The 17,838-nt window shown below is 50.8% G+C and carries 16 protein-coding genes; 6 read left to right on the top strand and 10 right to left on the bottom strand.

Annotated features, from left to right (window positions below):
• Positions 1 to 5 precede the first annotated feature (5 nt).
• From HF324_RS02970 to HF324_RS02960, 3 genes are all read right to left on the bottom strand, one after another.
• A complete protein-coding gene (locus HF324_RS02970; protein WP_168861888.1) occupies positions 6 to 3,467 on the bottom strand; it encodes a SusC/RagA family TonB-linked outer membrane protein in 3,462 nt (1,153 codons plus the stop codon).
• Between the two features lie 225 nt (positions 3,468 to 3,692).
• Positions 3,693 to 4,823 (bottom strand): FecR family protein, encoded by a 1,131-nt coding sequence (locus HF324_RS02965; protein ID WP_168809356.1) that lies wholly within the window; start codon positions 4,821 to 4,823, stop codon positions 3,693 to 3,695.
• A 142-nt stretch (positions 4,824 to 4,965) separates the two neighbouring features.
• A complete protein-coding gene (locus tag HF324_RS02960) occupies positions 4,966 to 5,292 on the bottom strand; it encodes a nuclear transport factor 2 family protein (RefSeq protein ID WP_168861887.1) in 327 nt (108 codons plus the stop codon).
• A gap of 418 nt (positions 5,293 to 5,710) precedes the next feature.
• Between HF324_RS02960 and maoP the strand changes: the two genes are divergently transcribed.
• Positions 5,711 to 6,097, top strand: coding sequence for a DUF413 domain-containing protein (gene maoP / locus HF324_RS02955; protein ID WP_168809352.1), 387 nt, complete (start codon positions 5,711 to 5,713; stop codon positions 6,095 to 6,097).
• Positions 6,098 to 6,103: 6 nt separating this feature from the next.
• On the opposite strand, the gene HF324_RS02950 is transcribed toward maoP, so the two are convergent.
• Positions 6,104 to 7,114, bottom strand: a complete 1,011-nt coding sequence (locus HF324_RS02950) for a LacI family DNA-binding transcriptional regulator (RefSeq protein ID WP_168861886.1) — start codon at positions 7,112 to 7,114, stop codon at positions 6,104 to 6,106.
• A gap of 104 nt (positions 7,115 to 7,218) precedes the next feature.
• Here HF324_RS02950 and HF324_RS02945 point away from each other — a divergent pair, with 104 nt between their 5' ends.
• Both HF324_RS02945 and HF324_RS02940 read left to right on the top strand, forming a co-directional pair.
• Positions 7,219 to 8,109: an inositol oxygenase family protein gene (locus tag HF324_RS02945; RefSeq protein ID WP_168809348.1), complete on the top strand. Its 891-nt coding sequence runs from the start codon at positions 7,219 to 7,221 to the stop codon at positions 8,107 to 8,109.
• Between the two features lie 112 nt (positions 8,110 to 8,221).
• Positions 8,222 to 9,853 carry a sodium/sugar symporter gene (locus HF324_RS02940; protein ID WP_168809346.1) on the top strand — a complete coding sequence of 544 codons (1,632 nt, stop codon included), beginning with the start codon at positions 8,222 to 8,224 and terminating at the stop codon, positions 9,851 to 9,853.
• Here HF324_RS02940 and HF324_RS02935 read toward each other — a convergent pair.
• The 6 genes from HF324_RS02935 to HF324_RS02910 form a co-directional block, all read right to left on the bottom strand.
• On the bottom strand, positions 9,833 to 10,828 hold the full coding sequence (locus HF324_RS02935) for a hypothetical protein (protein WP_168861885.1): 996 nt from the start codon (positions 10,826 to 10,828) through the stop codon (positions 9,833 to 9,835). The genes HF324_RS02940 and HF324_RS02935 overlap by 21 nt on opposite strands.
• 37 nt (positions 10,829 to 10,865) lie before the next feature.
• Complete coding sequence (locus tag HF324_RS02930; RefSeq protein ID WP_168861884.1) at positions 10,866 to 12,083, bottom strand: FAD-dependent oxidoreductase; 1,218 nt, start codon at positions 12,081 to 12,083, stop codon at positions 10,866 to 10,868.
• Positions 12,084 to 12,187: 104 nt separating this feature from the next.
• Positions 12,188 to 12,640, bottom strand: a complete 453-nt coding sequence (locus tag HF324_RS02925) for an SRPBCC family protein (protein WP_168809340.1) — start codon at positions 12,638 to 12,640, stop codon at positions 12,188 to 12,190.
• Positions 12,641 to 12,727: 87 nt separating this feature from the next.
• Positions 12,728 to 13,630, bottom strand: coding sequence for a helix-turn-helix domain-containing protein (locus HF324_RS02920; protein ID WP_168809338.1), 903 nt, complete (start codon positions 13,628 to 13,630; stop codon positions 12,728 to 12,730).
• A gap of 248 nt (positions 13,631 to 13,878) precedes the next feature.
• A complete protein-coding gene (tssD, locus tag HF324_RS02915; protein ID WP_168809336.1) occupies positions 13,879 to 14,268 on the bottom strand; it encodes a type VI secretion system tube protein TssD in 390 nt (129 codons plus the stop codon).
• A 143-nt stretch (positions 14,269 to 14,411) separates the two neighbouring features.
• Positions 14,412 to 15,107 (bottom strand): helix-turn-helix transcriptional regulator, encoded by a 696-nt coding sequence (locus HF324_RS02910; RefSeq protein ID WP_168809334.1) that lies wholly within the window; start codon positions 15,105 to 15,107, stop codon positions 14,412 to 14,414.
• Positions 15,108 to 15,396: 289 nt separating this feature from the next.
• Between HF324_RS02910 and HF324_RS02905 the strand changes: the two genes are divergently transcribed.
• The 3 genes from HF324_RS02905 (at position 15,397) to HF324_RS02895 (ending at position 17,818) form a co-directional block, all read left to right on the top strand.
• The gene (locus HF324_RS02905) at positions 15,397 to 15,975 is read left to right on the top strand and encodes a Crp/Fnr family transcriptional regulator (RefSeq protein WP_168809332.1); all 579 of its coding nucleotides are present in this window, start codon (positions 15,397 to 15,399) and stop codon (positions 15,973 to 15,975) included.
• Positions 15,976 to 16,036: 61 nt separating this feature from the next.
• Positions 16,037 to 16,486, top strand: coding sequence for an ester cyclase (locus tag HF324_RS02900; RefSeq protein ID WP_168861882.1), 450 nt, complete (start codon positions 16,037 to 16,039; stop codon positions 16,484 to 16,486).
• Between the two features lie 447 nt (positions 16,487 to 16,933).
• Complete coding sequence (locus tag HF324_RS02895) at positions 16,934 to 17,818, top strand: helix-turn-helix transcriptional regulator (protein ID WP_168809328.1); 885 nt, start codon at positions 16,934 to 16,936, stop codon at positions 17,816 to 17,818.
• Positions 17,819 to 17,838: the final 20 nt, after the last annotated feature.

The raw sequence follows: 17,838 nt of genomic DNA, 5'->3' as shown, positions 1-17,838 counted from the left end.
TTCGTTTAGAAATTAACATTTACACCAATTGTATAGCTGGGTGGTACCAATGATCCCCTGGTGGCATTAATGATAGTACCATTCCATACTTCCGGGTCAAGGTTTTGTTTGTTGGCAGACCAGCGCCATATATTTTGTACCTGGAAGCTCAGGCGCATACTTTGTATATAAGCTTTCTTCAGCAGTGCCGAAGGGAGGTTATAACTCAGTGTTACGTCGCGCAGCTTGATATAGGATGCTTTGCTGATATGTTTGTCGGCACCATCCCACAGGGTAGTGGTGGCGGTGGAAGCACCGCTGAAGTAACCGGGCGCGAGGTCCGGATTTTGTTCATCACCGGGCTTTTTCCAGTAATTAAGCGCCAAACGGTCCATATTGCTGGTGTAGTTCAGCTCAGGGAATTTGGTCAGATAAGGCGCTACCACATCTCTCATAACATGACCGCCATAGTAAATGAACATAAAGAACAGATCGAAGTCCTTATAGTGCAGGGTATTCTGGAGAGACGCGGAATAGGGCGGTACTGTTGTTCCGCTGTATACCAGATCAGCTACTGTTAAGTTCTGTGTGGACTTCACAATTTTTCCGTCTTTGGTAAACGCCTGTGGGCGGCCGTTAGCGTCCAGGCCGGCGTACCGGATGCTGTATAAACCGTCTAACGGAATACCTTCCCGGCGTTGCGCCTGGTACACGTAGCCATACAACGAATTTTCCGACACGTCCAGGTTGGTCAGCTCGTTCTTGTTATAGTTGAAGTTGAACGTGGTGTTCCAGCGGAAATCCCTGGTCTTGAAATTTGTGCTGGTCAGCGTAATGTCTATACCACGGTTATACATGCTGCCGTAGTTGACAATGTAAGATTGCCAGCCCAGCGTCGGATCTGCTGCCATATATCCCAACAGGTCGGAAGTATTCTTATTGTAGAATTCAACAGAACCCGTCAGTCTGCCATTAAGTGTGCTGAAGTCCACACCGATATTGGCCACCTTGGTTTTTTCCCAGCGTAATCCGGCATTAGGCGGACTGTACACATAGGCCTGGGATTCATTGGTCAGATAGTTGGTGTTGTCGTCCATGGTGATCATGTAAGGACCTGCATCTTTCGGGATATTGCCATTCACGCCGTAAGTGGTGCGCACTGCCAGGCGGTCCAGCCAGCTGATATCTCCACCATCGGTTACTACATACATCAACCCGGCTGACCACATGGGTGTGTATTGATATTTAGGATCTGTACCAAACAGGTTGGACTGGTCCATTCTGATGCTACCGGATGCTGTCAGCTTGCGTTTGTAGGTATAGGAAGCATTGCCATAAAAAGATACGAACCTGTCTTCCTGGTCCCGGAACCCTCTCTCTCTGTCTTTATTTCTGCTATCCAGCCTGAACTGGCCAAAAAGAGACTGCATATTTTTCAGGCTCTGGTTCAACATCAGTTCATCAATCGGCTTATAGTTGAGGCTATACTCGTCATATCCGTATTTATGGATATTGGTAGCGGTGCTCCGTACCTGGCGTCGTTCTGCACCCGCCAACGCCTGGATTTCATGGTCGTTACCGATCAGTTTATCGTAGTTCAACTGCAAACGCAGCATGTTGGTGGCCACGGTGCTTCTGTTTTCGTTAAACTGGCCGCCCAGCGGCAGCAGGGAGGAGGAGGCGTTAATCGGGGTAGCGTCGTTAAGCATGGTGGTTACCACGTTAGCGTTCTTACGGTACAACTGCTGTATGGTGGTATCCATGCGTTCTGCCTGATAACGCACGTCCAGGGACAACCCGTTGATGATTTTGAAGTTTGCGCCAACGTTGAGGTTCAGGTAATTGCCTTTCCGGGTGTAACGCTGCCGGTGGAGTTCTTCCAGCGGACGATATGTTTCGTCCTGCAGGCCCAGGCCCTTCAGGCGGTCAATTTCATACTGGGATTTGCCCAGGTACCATTGCGCAGGCTGACCGTCGGTATTACGCAGCATGTAATAGGAGGCTTTCCCGGTGTTGAAGTTCTTCATCCCCAGAAATCCGTTGTCATAATCTTCTTTGATGCTGCTTCCCAAGACGCCTACGTCTACCCGCATCCACTTGGTGAAATTGAAGGTATTGCGGAGGTTATAACCCAAACGTTGTGACTGCTGGGCTTTTTCGTACGGATTAGTGCCGAGGTAGTTAACGGAAAGATTATAGCGGTATTTTTCGCTGCCACCGGAGAGCGACAGGTTATGCTGGTTGGTCACCATGGCTTTACGCAGCAGTTCGTCCGTCATCTGGTCATAGCGGTCGTTGTTACGAAATACGTTCAGGGCGCTTTGCAGCTGCTCTTCCGTGATTTTACCGCCCTTTCGTTCGTAAAGCAGCCGGTATACATCATTCATGGCTTTGCGGGGATCGATGGCATTATAGTCGCCGGAGCGGTAGTTGAACATGTCGCGCTGAAAATCTACCAGTTCAGCGCTGGACATGCGGTTGCTATAGCTTCTGGATGGCAGCGGGGTAAACTTGATCGCGTTGTTATAGCTGATTCTCATAGCGCCGGCTTTGCCTTGTTTGGTGGTCATTACGATGACGCCGTTGGCGGCGCGGGCGCCGTAAATGGAGGCGGCGGTCGCGTCTTTGAGTACTGTCACCGTAGCAATGTCGGACGGGTTGATCACCGCACTGTCTCCTTCAAAGGGCATCCCGTCAATTACGTACAGGGGAGCTGTCTGAGTGCCCAGGGTGGTTACCCCGCGGATCTGCATTTTACCTTTATAGGAGGTCATCCCTGCAGCCATCCCTTCGAGGCGGTCCAGTATGCCTGTCTGCATTTTACCGGCCATATCGTCGGCGGAGATGGTGGAGTAGGAGCCGGTAGCGCGTTCCTTGGAGATGGTCTGGTAACCGGTGCTTACCACGGAAATGCCTGCCAGGCGGCTGGAAAGTTGTTCCAGCTTAATTTGTATGCTGGTATTTTTACCGACGGTCACTTCTTTGGTATTGAAGCCTACATAGCGGATCACCAGTACGTCGCCGGGTTTGGCGTCGATATTAAACCGGCCGTCCACATCGGAGATGGCGGAGCGGGTCGTTCCTTTGATCACCACGGAAGCCCCCGGCAGTGCGGTACCGGTGCTGTCGGTAATGGTACCGGTTACAGGTATGGCCGCAACGGCTGCCGCCGCAGGTGGCGCTGCCAGCGTATTTTTTTCCCGTTTGATGATCACCACCTTGTCTACGATCGTAAAGGTAAGGGGCTGCTCCTTAAAGCATTCCTTCAGCGCGGCCGTCAGCTGCACATTCTTCAGGTCCAGGCTGATATGGTCCGTGTGCTGCAGGTCTTCTTTGGAGTACAGGAAAGAATATCCTGTTTGTTGTTGCATCTCCCTAAAAACCCTGGTTAACGGTGCTTTCTTTACAGAAAGCGTCACTGTCTGCGCAAAAGTGCCCGCACTCACATGCATAAAGGCAGCCAGCAGTAACATGACAGTTAGTTTCATAATCTTCCAGATTTTTCTCCGGGCCGGAAACCTGCCGGAGTGCTCATAAGCTGGCGGGTACAGGATACCGCGCTGGGCTTGGAACCAAGCTCTTAAAATCATACTTTTGATTTTGGGTGATGAATAAAATTTCTAAACAGGACTTTTTAATGTTGCCCACCGGCCAGGGATACTGCGAATATCTCTGGCCATTTTTTTCAGGCAGATTATTGATTGGTTTTTGCTTTAAGGTTTGACGATAATTTTATTTCCATCCACGACAAAAGACACCCTGCCTGTCAGTTCCAGCATTTTCAGCAGCCGCGATACCGGCACATCCCGGGGGATGGTACCCATAAAATGGTGGCTGACATTCCCTTCATAAATCACTTCCGCGCCATACCAGCGTGCTACCTGGCGCATCACGGTGTGAATGTCGGCATCGTCGAAGGCAAACTGCCCGTCTTTCCAGGCGATGATGTCTTCGGTATCCACCGTATGCAGGGAAAATTGCCCGTTGGGCTGGAGCTGTGCCTGTTGGCCAGGTTTCAGCGTATATGACTGTTCTTCGTTGTTCACTCGTACGGACCCTTCCAGCAGTGTGGTGCGGATCCCTTTTTCATCAGGATAGGCGTTGATATTAAAATGGGTGCCCAATACAGACACTTCCATGTCGCGGACTTTCACTTTAAATGGTTGTTGTGGATTCCGGCTCACTTCGAGATAAGCTTCGCCTTTAAGTTCCACCGTGCGGTCTTTGCCGGTAAAGGCGGTAGGGAAAGTAATGGAGGAGGCGGCATTCAGCCAAACCTTGCTGCCATCGGGTAAGGTAAGGCGGAACTGGCCGCCTGCCGGTGTGGTAAGGGTATTATATACCGGCTTCCCGGGAACGCCAGACTGCGCCTGGTACGCCAGCTGGCCGTTGCCGGTCCGGGTAATCCTGCTGTTGCCCTGCGGCGCCAGCGTATCAGTTACCACATCATCCAGCACCACGGTGCTGCCGTTGGCCAGCGTCAGCGTGGCTTTATTGCCGCCCGGCTCAATATCGTTATGAAATACAGATTTCTCTTTAACGGTTATGGCAGGCGGCTGCTTGCGGGGAAAAAAGAAAACGCCTCCTACGGCTACAATTGCCAGCACCGCTGCGGCCGCTGCGGCGTATGTCCACCGGTAAAAACGTTTCCGGGGCGCCTGAATCCGTCGCATGATGCGGTCATACATCACCTGCTGCAGCAATGCCTCGGCCTCCGGTTCCAGCTCCGTTTCCCCTGCGGTCTCCAGCTGCTCACAATAACGGTCTACCAGCGCCTGCTCAGCGGTAGTGGCGGTGCCGTCCAGATAACGGTTGACAAGTTCGTGAAAGGTATTTTTATCCATAGCCTGATAGGGAGTACCCAAACAGCACCCTTACCCTACGGCTAAACGGCCTTTTTAGAAGATTTTTTTATATAAATGTAATTATCAAGTCTAACCATCTGATTATAAAATATTAAGCGCAGGCAAGCCGCGCTTATATTTTTTACAACAATGGCCGGGGGTCAAATACTACGCGGAGGGAACTGAGCTTGCCCTCTCTCAGCTGGTACCAGCTGCACCCGAAGACGGTTTTGTTTCCCATAATATAATCGCACAGCACGCATACATCGTCTCCTTCTTCAAATATCTTATGGACCGTGTATTTCATCTTCATACGGCCCATATCTTCTATGTATACGTCCGCCCCGTCACGGGAGCCTAATACACCCACAAATTTAAAATCGGAAGTGAGCAAGGCCCGGGCGGCCGCCATGTCTTCGTTGTTCAGTGCAGTGAGGAACTGCGTTACGGTTTTTCCTGCGTGTGTCATCGTTCTTTTTTTATGCTGTATACAAAGGTCGGGCCGCTGTAGCAATCCGGCCCGTGACGATCGTCACAAAAGGTCTGGGCCGCCGCCGGCTACGGATCCGGCCCAACGTTTACCGGGCCACATCCGGAAAAGACGACTGCTCCGATAAGGATATCCACTGCAGCATCTGCGGATATTTCCATTCCTGGTAAGCCTACGCTCCTGCGCACTCATCAGCTTGAATAGCGTCGGATGCTTCTCCGTCCAGGCGGAAAAGCGCGGCAGGCAAAGCCGGCCCAGCGTTTCTATCTGTGGAATTTGATCTCCAAAACGGGAAAACACCTTAAAATTTACTATCTTAAAGTACAATCAGGCGCCTGGCCGAAGACACTTTCTCTTTATTTTATTTGTCGTAGTTCTTAAAACAAATTAATGTATAATGAACAACGAAGCGAAACATCATGAATACATAAAATCAAAGGGCAAATTCACCATTGCATGTAATCCTGTGATCTTCTCTCCTGAAGAAATAGCGTTGTTGGAAAAATATGGATATTGGTTTGAGGCATTGGTTGAAGGACGACTTTTACCATTTAGCGCTGAGCAAAAACAATTTGTTGACGTCGCCCAAATGAGAAAAAAGCCTGAAACGCTTTATGAAAAACTATGGTTTAGGTATATTAAGAGAAAAGAAATTGAATTAAAAAAAGGAGCAACATTATATACTTCCCCACTGCTGGAGGACGACACTTTTTATAACCGCGAAATGGCAAAAGTGCTGAGAAGCAATATGTTGAAACTAACGAGGGAAAATCACAGACAATAACTATGGTCACCTGCTCGACTCCCTCATCACCAATTCCGAAGGTATCACCATCCGTATATCCTTCGTCGATAGCGGCTTCTTCTCCAGCATCTTCACCAGCACTTCCGCCGCGGTCTTTCCCATCTCAAAAGCCGGCTGTGTGACCGTTGTCAGCGACGGCTGCAGAATAGTAGCGATCTCCAGGTTGGAGAAACACACCAGCTTTACATCTGCGGGCATGCGCAACTTCAGCTGCAGGCAGGCCTGGTATACGGTAGTCGTTAGTTTTTCCACGGAGGCTATGATGCCGTCCGGCCGCCGCGACCGCTGCAGCAGTTTTTTTACCTGCTGGAAATTACGGGTGCTGTCGTCAGTACAGGTAAGGATGTTCCGCTGGTGTACGGGCAGCTGGTGATCTCCCAGCGCCTGAATATACCCGGCCATCCGCTGGCGGCAGATAGACAGGCTGTCGGAAATACCGAGATAGGCGATCTCCCGGCATCCCTGCGCTATCAGATGCACCGTGGCTTTATAGGCGCTTTCGGCATCATTGGTCACAATTTTGGGCGCGGCCAGCGTTTCCAGCACCCGGTCGAAGAACACTACCGGTACATCTTTGTCCATCAGTTCCTGCACATGGGCCGTCTCTGTGGTTTCCCGCGATACCGACAACAGCACCCCGTCCACCCGGCCGCTCTGGAAATCTTTTAATATAGCCGCTTCTCCGGCATAACTTTCATGCGTCAGGTAAATGATCACATGATATCCTTTCGGCTTCACGGCTGCCTCGATACCATTAATAGCGATCGAAAAAAAACTGTCCGCCACCTCCGGCAGCACGACGGCGATATTTTTACTCTTACGTCCCCGCAGGCTGCTGGCGTAAGCATTCGGGATGTAGTTCCATTCGGCCGCCAGCGCCCGCACCCTTTCTTTGGTGGCGGCGCTGATTTCATAACTGTCGCGCAAAGCCTTCGACACGGTAGACAACGAAAGGTTCAGCTCCCGGGCCAGCGCCCTGATATTCACATTTTTCATGATCAATAAATCTACGAAACCGGTTTCGTAAATAAAACTCCCCGCCTATACCAATAATCCTGTCAAAATAGCCGAAATTTAAGTCAGCCATAAAACAGCTTGCCATGGATAACAAACAACCTTCCTTCACTGAAAAAGAAGTGAATCCTTTAACAAGCCTCGACCAGTGGGAAGACGCCGTCCTGGAACGGTATCCCACGCCGGAAAGCATCGCTACCTCCAAATCTGCAGACGAATACCGGAACTACGATACCCCTGAGCGGGACACCGTCCGTGAATTCTACCGTCTCAATCATACCTACCAGACTTATGATTTTGTGCAACAGAAAAGGGCCGACTTCCTGCAATTCAACAAAAAGGAAATGCCGGTATGGGACGCTTTCAATTTCCTGAACGAACTGGTGGACGACTCCGATCCGGATACCGACCTGGACCAGTTCCAGCACCTGCTGCAGACATCGGAAGCCATCCGTAATGACGGCCATCCCGACTGGATGGTGCTCACAGGCCTCATGCATGATATGGGCAAAGTGCTCTGCCTCTTCGGCGAGCCACAATGGGCCGTTGTAGGCGATACCTTCCCCGTTGGCGCCCCTTACTCCGACAAAGTCGTTTATCCGGAATATTTCCGCAACAACCCGGATTATCAAAATACCGCGTACCAGGAAGGTACCGGCGTGTATCAGCAGGGCTGCGGCCTGCGCAACGTGCACATGTCATGGGGACACGATGAATACGTGTACCAGATGATGAAAGACCATCTGCCGGAATCCGGCCTGTACATGCTGCGCTACCACTCTTTCTACGCCTGGCACCGGGAAGGCGCCTATGATTATCTGCTCGATGATCATGACCGCGAAATGCTCAAATGGGTGAAACTCTTCAACCCATATGACCTCTATTCCAAAAACCCGGTACCACCGGACTGGAATAAGCTTCGTCCTTACTACGAAGATCTCGTGGCGAAATACCTGCCTGCCACCCTGAAATTCTGACTATTCTGAAAAACCTCCGTTTGTTGCTGCATACCGGTCAGATCCCCCTTTTGGGGGATCGCAGCAATTAATGTAACTTATCAACCAACTTTATAAATTCCACATCCACCACATGAATAAGCTGCAGCAAGCGGATTACATCGTCTTTTTCATTTACTTTATCGCCATCGCCACCTACGGGTACTACGTCTATCATCGGAAAAAATCAGCGGCTGCCAGCTCCAAAGACTTCTTCCTCGCGGAAGGCTCCCTCACCTGGTGGGCTATCGGCGCTTCCCTGATCGCCTCCAATATTTCAGCAGAACACTTCATCGGTATGTCCGGCTCCGGCTTCGCGCTCGGACTGGCCATCTCCACCTACGAATGGATGGCCGCCGCCACCCTGATCATTGTAGCCGTGTTCTTTATCCCGCTATACCTCAAAAATAAAATATACACCATGCCACAGTTCCTGGCCAAACGGTACAACGACAAAGTCAGTACCGTCATGGCCGTATTCTGGCTGCTGGTGTACGTGTTCGTTAATCTGACTTCCATTATCTACCTCGGCGCACTGGCCATTGCCTCTATCTCCACCATTCCCTTCGAATGGTGCATAGCAGGCCTTTGTGTTTTCTCCGTCATCGTTACTCTCGGCGGCATGAAAGTAATCGGCTATACCGATGTGGTACAGGTGGCCGTGCTCATCATCGGCGGACTGGTAACAACCTATCTCGCACTGACCTTATTAGCGGAGAAATTCGGCTACGGCAGCAATATCCTGAAAGGCTTGTCTGTACTGCGGAAGGAAGCCCCTTCCCACTTCCACATGATCTTCCACAGCGATCATCCCTATTACAAAGATCTTCCCGGACTGTCTGTACTGATAGGCGGTATGTGGATCAACAACCTCGCGTACTGGGGCTGCAACCAGTACATCACACAACGTGCGCTGGGGGCCAACCTGCAGACCGCCCGCAAAGGCATTCTGTTTGCCGCCTTCCTGAAACTGCTGGTGCCGGTCATTGCGGTACTTCCCGGCATTGTGATGTTCGTGCTGCACAAAAACGGTATGTTCCAGCAGGAGATGACCGATGCTGCCGGGGTCATCAAACCGGACCATGCCTATCCTACGCTGATGAACCTGTTGCCACCCGGACTGAAAGGCGTTGCTTTCGCCGCGCTCACAGCTGCCATCGTGGCGTCGCTGGCCGGTAAGGCCAACAGCATCTCCACCATTTTCTCGCTGGACATCTATCAGAAATATTTTAACCGCGAAGCCAGCGAAAAACAGCTGGTGAGGGTAGGCCGCTGGGCGGTGATCATCGCCATGCTGCTGGCAGCTATCGTCACCCCGTCACTGCGTTCGCTGGACCAGGCCTACCAGTTTATACAGGAATATGTGGGCTTCATCTCGCCTGGCGTACTGGCTATTTTCCTGCTGGGTTTCTTCTGGAAACGGACCACCGCCGGCGCTGCGCTCACCGGCGCCCTGCTGACCATCCCCGTCTCTACGATATTGAAATTCCTGCCCGTATGGACGCACGGCGCCTTTCCGGACTACCCGTTCCTCGACAGGATGTCCATCACCTTTGTACTGATCGTTATCCTGATGATCATCATCAGCATCACACGTCCTACGAAAGAAGCCACCGCACATGCCCTGGAAATTGACAAGTCCATGTTCCGCACCACGCCGGGCTTCATTGCAGGCTCCATTCTGATCGTCGGTATCCTGACAGCGCTATATACGGTCTTCTGGTAAGCCAGATTCTGCCCGCTGCCGGATCACCTGCAGGATGTTGTTCTGGATGTCTTTCATGATCCAGGAAGCCCACCAGCTGGCATAAAAATTAAAAGTGGTGTTCAACTTAAAATGGCTGTAGAGATGTAGCCTGTAAGTACCGTTGGATAACGGTTCCAGCTCATAGGCACCGTTTAGCACATCAAAATATTCGCCGCCAATCACGATATGTTCGTCCATGGTGGTAGAAGGAATATTGTAAGGGTCTGCATGAATGGTAAAGCTCATACTACGCTGATGATTATACGCTGTTACCTTTTCATCGAAGACCAGACCTTTGTCGAAGATGGCCTTGCGGTATGCGCCCACGCCTTCATAGTTCAGTTCCGCCTTGACAGGACGGGGAAAGCCCAACATACGGGTAAACCAGCCTTTGTCCTGTGCAGCGGCAATTTCACCTACACGGGTAACGTTTTTCCAGATGGCTTCTTTACCGGCATGAATATCGATATAAGTATAGGCCTTGTATTGGCCGGGGATCTTACCAATCAGTTGTTCTATAGGGGAGATGATCAACGGGAGTAAAACGATCAGGGAGAGGTAGACGCGCTCATTTTTATTCCCTTCCCTTTCTTTGTAACGGGCGGCGGCCAATCCACCTATCGTGGAAGCCACCATGGCCAACGGCAGCGCCATCAGCCAGCATGCCCAGCCTTCCCACCCTACCAGGAGCGTAACCACAAAAAAAATACCGATGGGCACCCAGGGCATCAGAATCTGGTAACCGAGGCTTTTTACCCATTTGAGAGGAGAAAAATAAATGGTCAGTGCTCCCATCACAAAAGGAACACCTAACAGGAACGCTAAACTCATGAGCACCCAAAGTCCTGATGCGATATTATTGCTGAACAAGCCATAGGACAGCATCGCAAAAAGGACAGGGATAGCAATAACAATGGGCAGTATTAACCTTCGGAAAGCGTTAGGGGATGGCATAATATCAGGGATTTATACCTAAATATACCCTTTCCTGCTAATATTTCATCTGCCAGTCCAATTTATAACGGTACAACCAGTCAAAGTTTTTAGGCGCAAACAGCGGGATAAAAATCGCCATCATCCAGTCCCGGATTTTAGCCTGCCAGGGGCGGAGTATACTTTTAGACCGGCTCCTTTTCCTGCCTTCTGCCACGATCTTCTCCACTCTGGGTTTACGGTCGGTTTCGAACTTCCGGAAGGCGGCGGCATAAGAACCAACGCCGGCGTCGCGCAGCAGCATACCCAAGTACATGGCGTCTTCCAGGGCCATGGAGGCGCCCTGGCCGGCACTGGGACTTACCGCATGGGCAGCGTCGCCGATCAGTAACACCCGGCCTTTATGCCAGGAGGAAAGGGAAGCAATGTCAGACACATTCACCTTCAGTACCTTTTCGGTATGGGCGATCAGCGCGGGGATGGGAGCGTGATAATTTTTATAACGGTCCTGCATCAACGATTTTACTTCTTCTACCGTGGTGGAGTCCAGCTCTTCTTTGGTAAAAGGCACGTCAGACGGCAGGTTGGACCACCACATGGCCATCCCGTTGCCGGCGGCGCAGTAACCGATGAAGCCATCGTTGCCAAAAGTAAAATTGAGGCTGTTGATTTCCTGTGCTGTCATTTCCGGGAGGGCTGACAAAGGAGCAAAGCCGCCGTAGTTTTTCATGCAGGTAAAAGCCGGTGCGGGTGCTTCGGGAAAAAGCAGCTGCCGCGTAGCGGAATGAACGCCGTCAGCGCCGATCAGCACGTCGCCGGTAGCCCGTGTACCGTCGGTGAATACAGCAGTTACGTTGTCTTCCGTCTGCCGGATATCGCAAAGTCTTTTGTGGTAATGCACGGTGAGGCCCTGTTCTTTCAGTTCCTGCAGCAGGATGTCATACAAGGCAGCCCGGGAAAGGCTTACACCCGGCTGGCCGTATTTTTCAACGGAACCATTTGGCAAACTGGCGATGACTTTGCCTTTACCGTTACGCATACAGATCGCTTCAGACACCGCCCCGGCGGCAGTTACCTTTTCTGCCAGCCCCAGGGCATCCAATACGTTCATGCCGTTAGGCGCGATGTTGAAACCCGCGCCGATGGTCGCTTTATAGCCGTATGCTTCGTAAATGCTGCAGGATATGCCTGCCTTGTTCAGGAACAACGCCAGTGCCAGGCCACTGATACCGCCACCGGCAATCACTACATGAAAAGATGTTGGGAGCTGTGTCATAAAACAGGATTATACCTCAAAATTGTAACACAGCGCCCGGGGAATCAACCATCACTAGGTAAACGGAGGGCAGGTTCCGGTGAAAGCCCTTTTTTTACCGGTTATTAGTTGGCCTCCGCCACTTTTTTGATTTCGGTGAGGATGGAAGACCAGCCACCGGCGTCCATAGCTTCTTTGTATCTCCGGTCACCTTCCGCCACAGTGGAATAATCGCCCTGCGTCACTACCAGCAGGGTTTGCCCGTCTTGGGCGGTCAGCTGATAAGTCACTTTCAGGTAGTTCTCAGATGTATCGTCGATATTGGAATTGGGATCGATGGTCGTATACGTCAGCCTTTCATTAGGAATGATCTCTTCGATGATACCTTTTACGGCAATCAGTTCTGCCCCCTCGTATTCCGTTTTCCAGAGCAGCTCGCTGCCCTGCTTCCAGTCGGATACCGTTTCGCAGTTGAACATATACTGTTTTGTTTTGGCAGGATTGATCAGGGTATCCCACACTACTGCTGCGGGTGCGTTGATGGTGATGTCATTTCTCACAATGAGTGCGTTGCCCATACGATAGTTGTTTTTACAGGTAGATAAATACTTGGCCTTTGTGGCACAGCACAAAAGTAAAATAAAGGTGATTCGGCGGATTGCGTATTACGGATTATTTCTAACCGAAAACGGAGTAAACCCGAATTTCTTCTTAAAGGCGTTGTTGAAATGCTGCGGGGTGGCATAGCCCAGTTCAGCGGCTATTTCGGCAGCGGTTTTACCGGTATCGCGCAGGAATTGATGCGCCAGGTGCAGCCGCTGGTCGGTCAGGTAACCGAAAACGGTATTATTGAATTTCTCTTTAAAGCCCCGTTTCAGTTTGTATTCGTTGAGCCCTACCGTGCGGGCGATCTCTGTCAGGCTCGGCGGAGAATCCAGCCGTGCGTTGAGCAGGTCCCGTACGGCGATGATTTTTTCGGTGTCCTGTTTACTTTTCAGGTAGATACTTTGGCGCTGTTCGGCTGCCGTGCAGGATTCGGCAGACAGCACCAGCAGTTCCAGGCTTTTGGACAGCAGGAAAAGCCGCTGGAAATCGCCGGCGTATTTACTGTAGCGGATCTGGGCGATGACCTGCTCCATCTGGGAATCCAGGGCGCCCCAGGTGTCTGTGAAGATCACCGGCTGGCCGGCCACTACTTTTTCTGCAAAACGTTTAAGCTGATCGCTGGCATGTTGGGTAAAGCTGAGGAATTTCTCCCGCGGGAACTGTACCCCGAAGATTTCCAGTTCGAGGGTTTTGTTCTCCACCACCATATCGAAGGGATGGGAATACATGAAGTTATGATGCCCGCCAATGAGGTCGTAGGTCTTGCCCAGTTGCTGGTAGGTAAACAGGTAGTCACCCCGCAGGCCGAAATGCAGCCTTACCACGTCATTGTCGCTATGTGCCGGATGGGAGAAGAGTTCCCGGAACGATGACAAACCGTGCCCGATGAGGATATCATCGCACATCCAGCGCGTCATGGTCATATTGCCGTTGGGGTAGGTAATGACTTGTTTGTCTTCCATAGTCCACATTGCGGCTTTGCCGCAGTGCATAAAGGTACGTCGTTCCCGCAAAGCAGCAAAGGGTTCCCGCAAAGGGTTATAAGGGAGCAGAGAACGCAAAGATCTTACGATTACCATAATAAATGGCCATAATAAGAGAACCCGGGAATCAAAGGAACGGAGCGCAAAATTTGATCTCCGCATTCTTTGTTTTCTTAGCTCGCTTATGTAAACTTTGCGTCCTGGCCCGCTTAAAACGCTTTGCGTGCCTAGATGGGCCAGGGGTTCTGGTACACGGAATTATTGAGCTTCAGCTCACGGGCGGAAAGTGACAGCTGTATCTGCAAAGGCTGATCGTTGGCGGCATTGAACTGCTCGGTATAGCCCACGCAGTAGGCGTCGGTAAACCGCAGTTCCTTGAGCCGGGACATAGAATCGCGGCGGAAGAAAGTAATACTGCCGTTTTTGGTCTGGGTATTGGAGATCATCCAGTCAAAAAGATGAGTTTCGCCGGCAGATTCTACTTTCAGATTAATACTGCCTCCTTTGGGGCGGGCTGCAGGCTTTCCATTGTGATCGGTGTGCTGGCTGAAGGTGAAATCGCACTCCAGTACGTTTAACTCTTCGCCGTCGATGTTGAGAACTGCTTTAAAAGACATACATAATCGGTTAACAAGTCTGCTGCAAAACAGGCAGACAGGGAAAAAAATATGGTATACACCCTGAAAATACAGATTTATCCGTATATGGCGTGCATTCCCGCTTTAAATTTTCGGGATTTCCCGGGAAATGTTTTTTCCCGTCAGATCAGGTCGAACGCCTGTGCAAAACTGGTCAGGTCATACCCTGACTGGGCGCCGATTTTGCTTTTGATGTTCCGGCGGTGGGTGACGGCTGTTTTTTCCGAAATATGTACTTTTTCCGCTATCTCGCTGGCGCTGAGCCCCAGCGCCATAAGCCGCAGGATTTCCTTCTCCCTTTTGGTCAGCGCCGCAAAGATATGCTGATTCCGGCGCAGGAAATTGTTTTCCTCCAGCAGCCGGTTCACCTTACTGGTCACGTGATGCAACGGATCAATAGGAATGGCGCAGGTGATCACATGCGTCGGTATCCCAAGGGCGTTCCGCATAAACACCCGGGTAGTGCCCAGGTGCCAGGACCAGTCCAGATGACGGGCCAGCCTCACCTGCTGAAAGAAGGTGACGCTCGCGTCTTTTTCTGCCGGCGCGGTAAGCATAGCGGTGATTTTAGGCAGGTAGTCTGCCACATCGTGCGGATTAAAGTAAGTGTCAAAGTACCGGAGACCCATCGCTTTCAGGTCTTCCATCGAAACGTCCAGCTGCTGCCGTCCGTTCTCAGACATATATTCTACATAATCCCTCTCCACGTTCATCACGATAAATACGGCCGGCAGTTCGCGCTCTATGGCCTGAAGGGCCTGCAGCTTTTCTTCCAGACTGGCAGCCTCGGGTAATACGGTATACGTACTCATGTCCATGTCCCTGCTATATAGTGTATAGGATAAACCGTAAAATGTCGTAGGTTTTTAATGCTCTCTGATAACAAATGTATATAAAAAACGGATAAGGGTCCCCTTCCTGTAGAAGATGACCCTTTTTTGGGGGTAAAAATATGATGATCTGTTGGAACAGTATTAGCCTTGTGTGACAGTTAGCAGATAGCAGTGATTATCTGCGTGGGACAAAGGTAAGTGATGGAAAGGATTGTTAAAATACCTAGTAGTGAGTATTTTTACAGCCTGCCAGCTTGTTTTAGCAGCATCTTACATGAAAAAAACAATCGTTTGTTTCGACAGCTCTGTCCTCCACAAGTCACGACTGGACAGCGTTTCCAAAGAACTCCTCTGGAATGCGGCACAGATTCAACTGGTCAAACAGGGTGACCATGTATTGCGGGCAGGACAGACCTGTCAGCATATATGGCTCGTGGAAAAAGGCGCCTGCCGGGCATTCTACGATCATCATCAACGGGAGGTAAACACCGCTTTCTTCTTTGAAAACAGTTTTGCCACTAATATGAAAAGCCTGCGGAACAATGAACCCTCCGCCTATCACCTGGCCACCACAGAGCGTTCTGTGCTCCTTCGCTGGCATAGGGACACACTTGCGGCACTCTATGAACAATCTCCCGCTATCGCCGCCTTCGGCCGCGAACGCCTGGAACTACTGGCGATCGCAGGAGAGGCACATGCCGACTGGCTGAAGACGCATAGCCCGGAAGAACGCTACCAGTACCTCCTGGCCCATCAGCCGGAACTGATACAACGTGTATCTCTTACACAACTCAGCTCCTATATCGGCATTTCCCGCGAAACGCTCAGCCGCATCCGCCGCCGCGTTTTGTGACGTTTGACGCAACCGGCGCCGCTATGCCGGCGGTACCTTTGTTGCCTAAAACAGTCACGCTATGCATCTCACCGAACAAAAAGACCTGATCGTCCGCTTCATCAGCGAAGCATGGAACGCCGGCAACACCAGCCAGCTCAATACTTTCCTGCATCCGGCTTTTAAGGACTATTCGCTCCCGGCAGGCATGCCGCCGGACGCCACCGGCCTGAAACAATGGATAGACCAGGTGCATCAGTCGTTTGAACCGCTGACGGTGATTGAGGAACACCTCGCCGAACCCGGTCATTGCATGCTCCGCATCTCGATGCACCTGAAACACACCGGTGTATGGCGAGGCATTCCCTCAACAGGCCAAACCGCCGTTACCAGCGGATTCCGATCCTTCGCCATCAAAGACGGGCGGATCATCGAACACCGCGCGCTGATAGATGGCAATGCCGTGGAACGGCAACTGAATGAAGCGGCCCAATTGACAGGCTGCCAGCCGAAAACAGCGGGCAACGGATAATCCGGGACAGGCGATACCGTTAGTTGGAGTTTATAGCCGCCGGTAACCGCCGGCAGCCTGTTTGTGCGCAATAGTTCTTCCTGCCGCACAAACAGGCTTTGCTGTTGGCGGGCGCTCCGGACAAGCATACGTGGAATACAAAATGCAACCGGTCCTCCGTAGCCGGCCAATGTAACGCGGCCGCTACCATTGTAAAAATGATTTTTATTTCAGCAGACAGGTAATACTTTATTATCTTTTAGTTATACTTTGATAATCTTTCCCATAATATATGCCTGCAAATTTCCCGGGCAGCCATAGTTAAAATCAGCGATTATCCTTATTATTACATACCAGATTACACCTTTACGTTTTATTACAGGAACAATAAAAAAATGATGCTTTTTTATCCCTGTTGATGTTACAGGCAAAAAATCAAGACATTCCACGTTCACCAAAATATGGTAAATGAAAAGCAAACTACTACGCGAGATCACTCCGCTAACACAAAGCGATTGTTTCACCCTTTTCTCCCGGGAAAAAACAGCTTTTGACTTCCCCCTGCACTATCATGAAGAATTTGAGCTCAACTTCATCCAGCACGCCACCGGCGCCAGGCGCATTATCGGCGACCACATAGAAGATATTGAAGACCTGGAACTGGTACTGGTAGGCCCCAACCTGCAGCACGGCTGGTTTACCCATAAACATAAAGGCAACGTGATCAAGGAGATCACGATCCAGTTTCACCGCGACCTGTTTGACGAAAAATTCCTGCAACGCAACCAGATGAGTTTCATTAAAAACATGTTCGAACGGTCGCTCCGCGGCATTCTTTTTTCTACAGAAACCACCCGGCAGATCATGCCCCGGCTGGTACACCTGCCACAGAAACAGGGCTTCGATTCAGTGCTGGAGCTGATGTCTATCCTGCACGACCTGTCTACCAGCAGGAACATGCGCATCCTCTCAGACGCCAGCTTCCGCAACCTGGAAACATTTTCGTATAACAGCCGCCGTGTGGAAAAGGTCATGCATTACCTCAACAGTAACTTCGACAAGAATATCTCCCTGCACGAGGCCGCTAAGCTGGCAGCTATGACAGACGTGGCTTTCAGCCGTTTTTTTAAAGCGAGGATCGGGAAAACGTTTGTGGATACACTGATAGAAATAAGGCTGGGGCATGCCTCACGGATGCTGATAGAAACCACGCATACCGTTAATGAAATTGCTTATAAATGCGGGTTTAACAACATTTCCAATTTCAACCGCATCTTCAAAAAGAAAAAAGACTGTACGCCCAAAGAGTTCCGGATGGCCTATACCGCCTCCGGAACAAGGACTTTCGTATAAGGTAACTGCAACGGTTAAAC

The organism is Chitinophaga oryzae (assembly GCF_012516375.2).
Classification (GTDB): domain Bacteria; phylum Bacteroidota; class Bacteroidia; order Chitinophagales; family Chitinophagaceae; genus Chitinophaga; species Chitinophaga oryzae.
The sequence above is the reverse complement of the archived record's forward strand: the minus strand, read 5'-3'. Positions and strand labels throughout refer to the sequence as shown.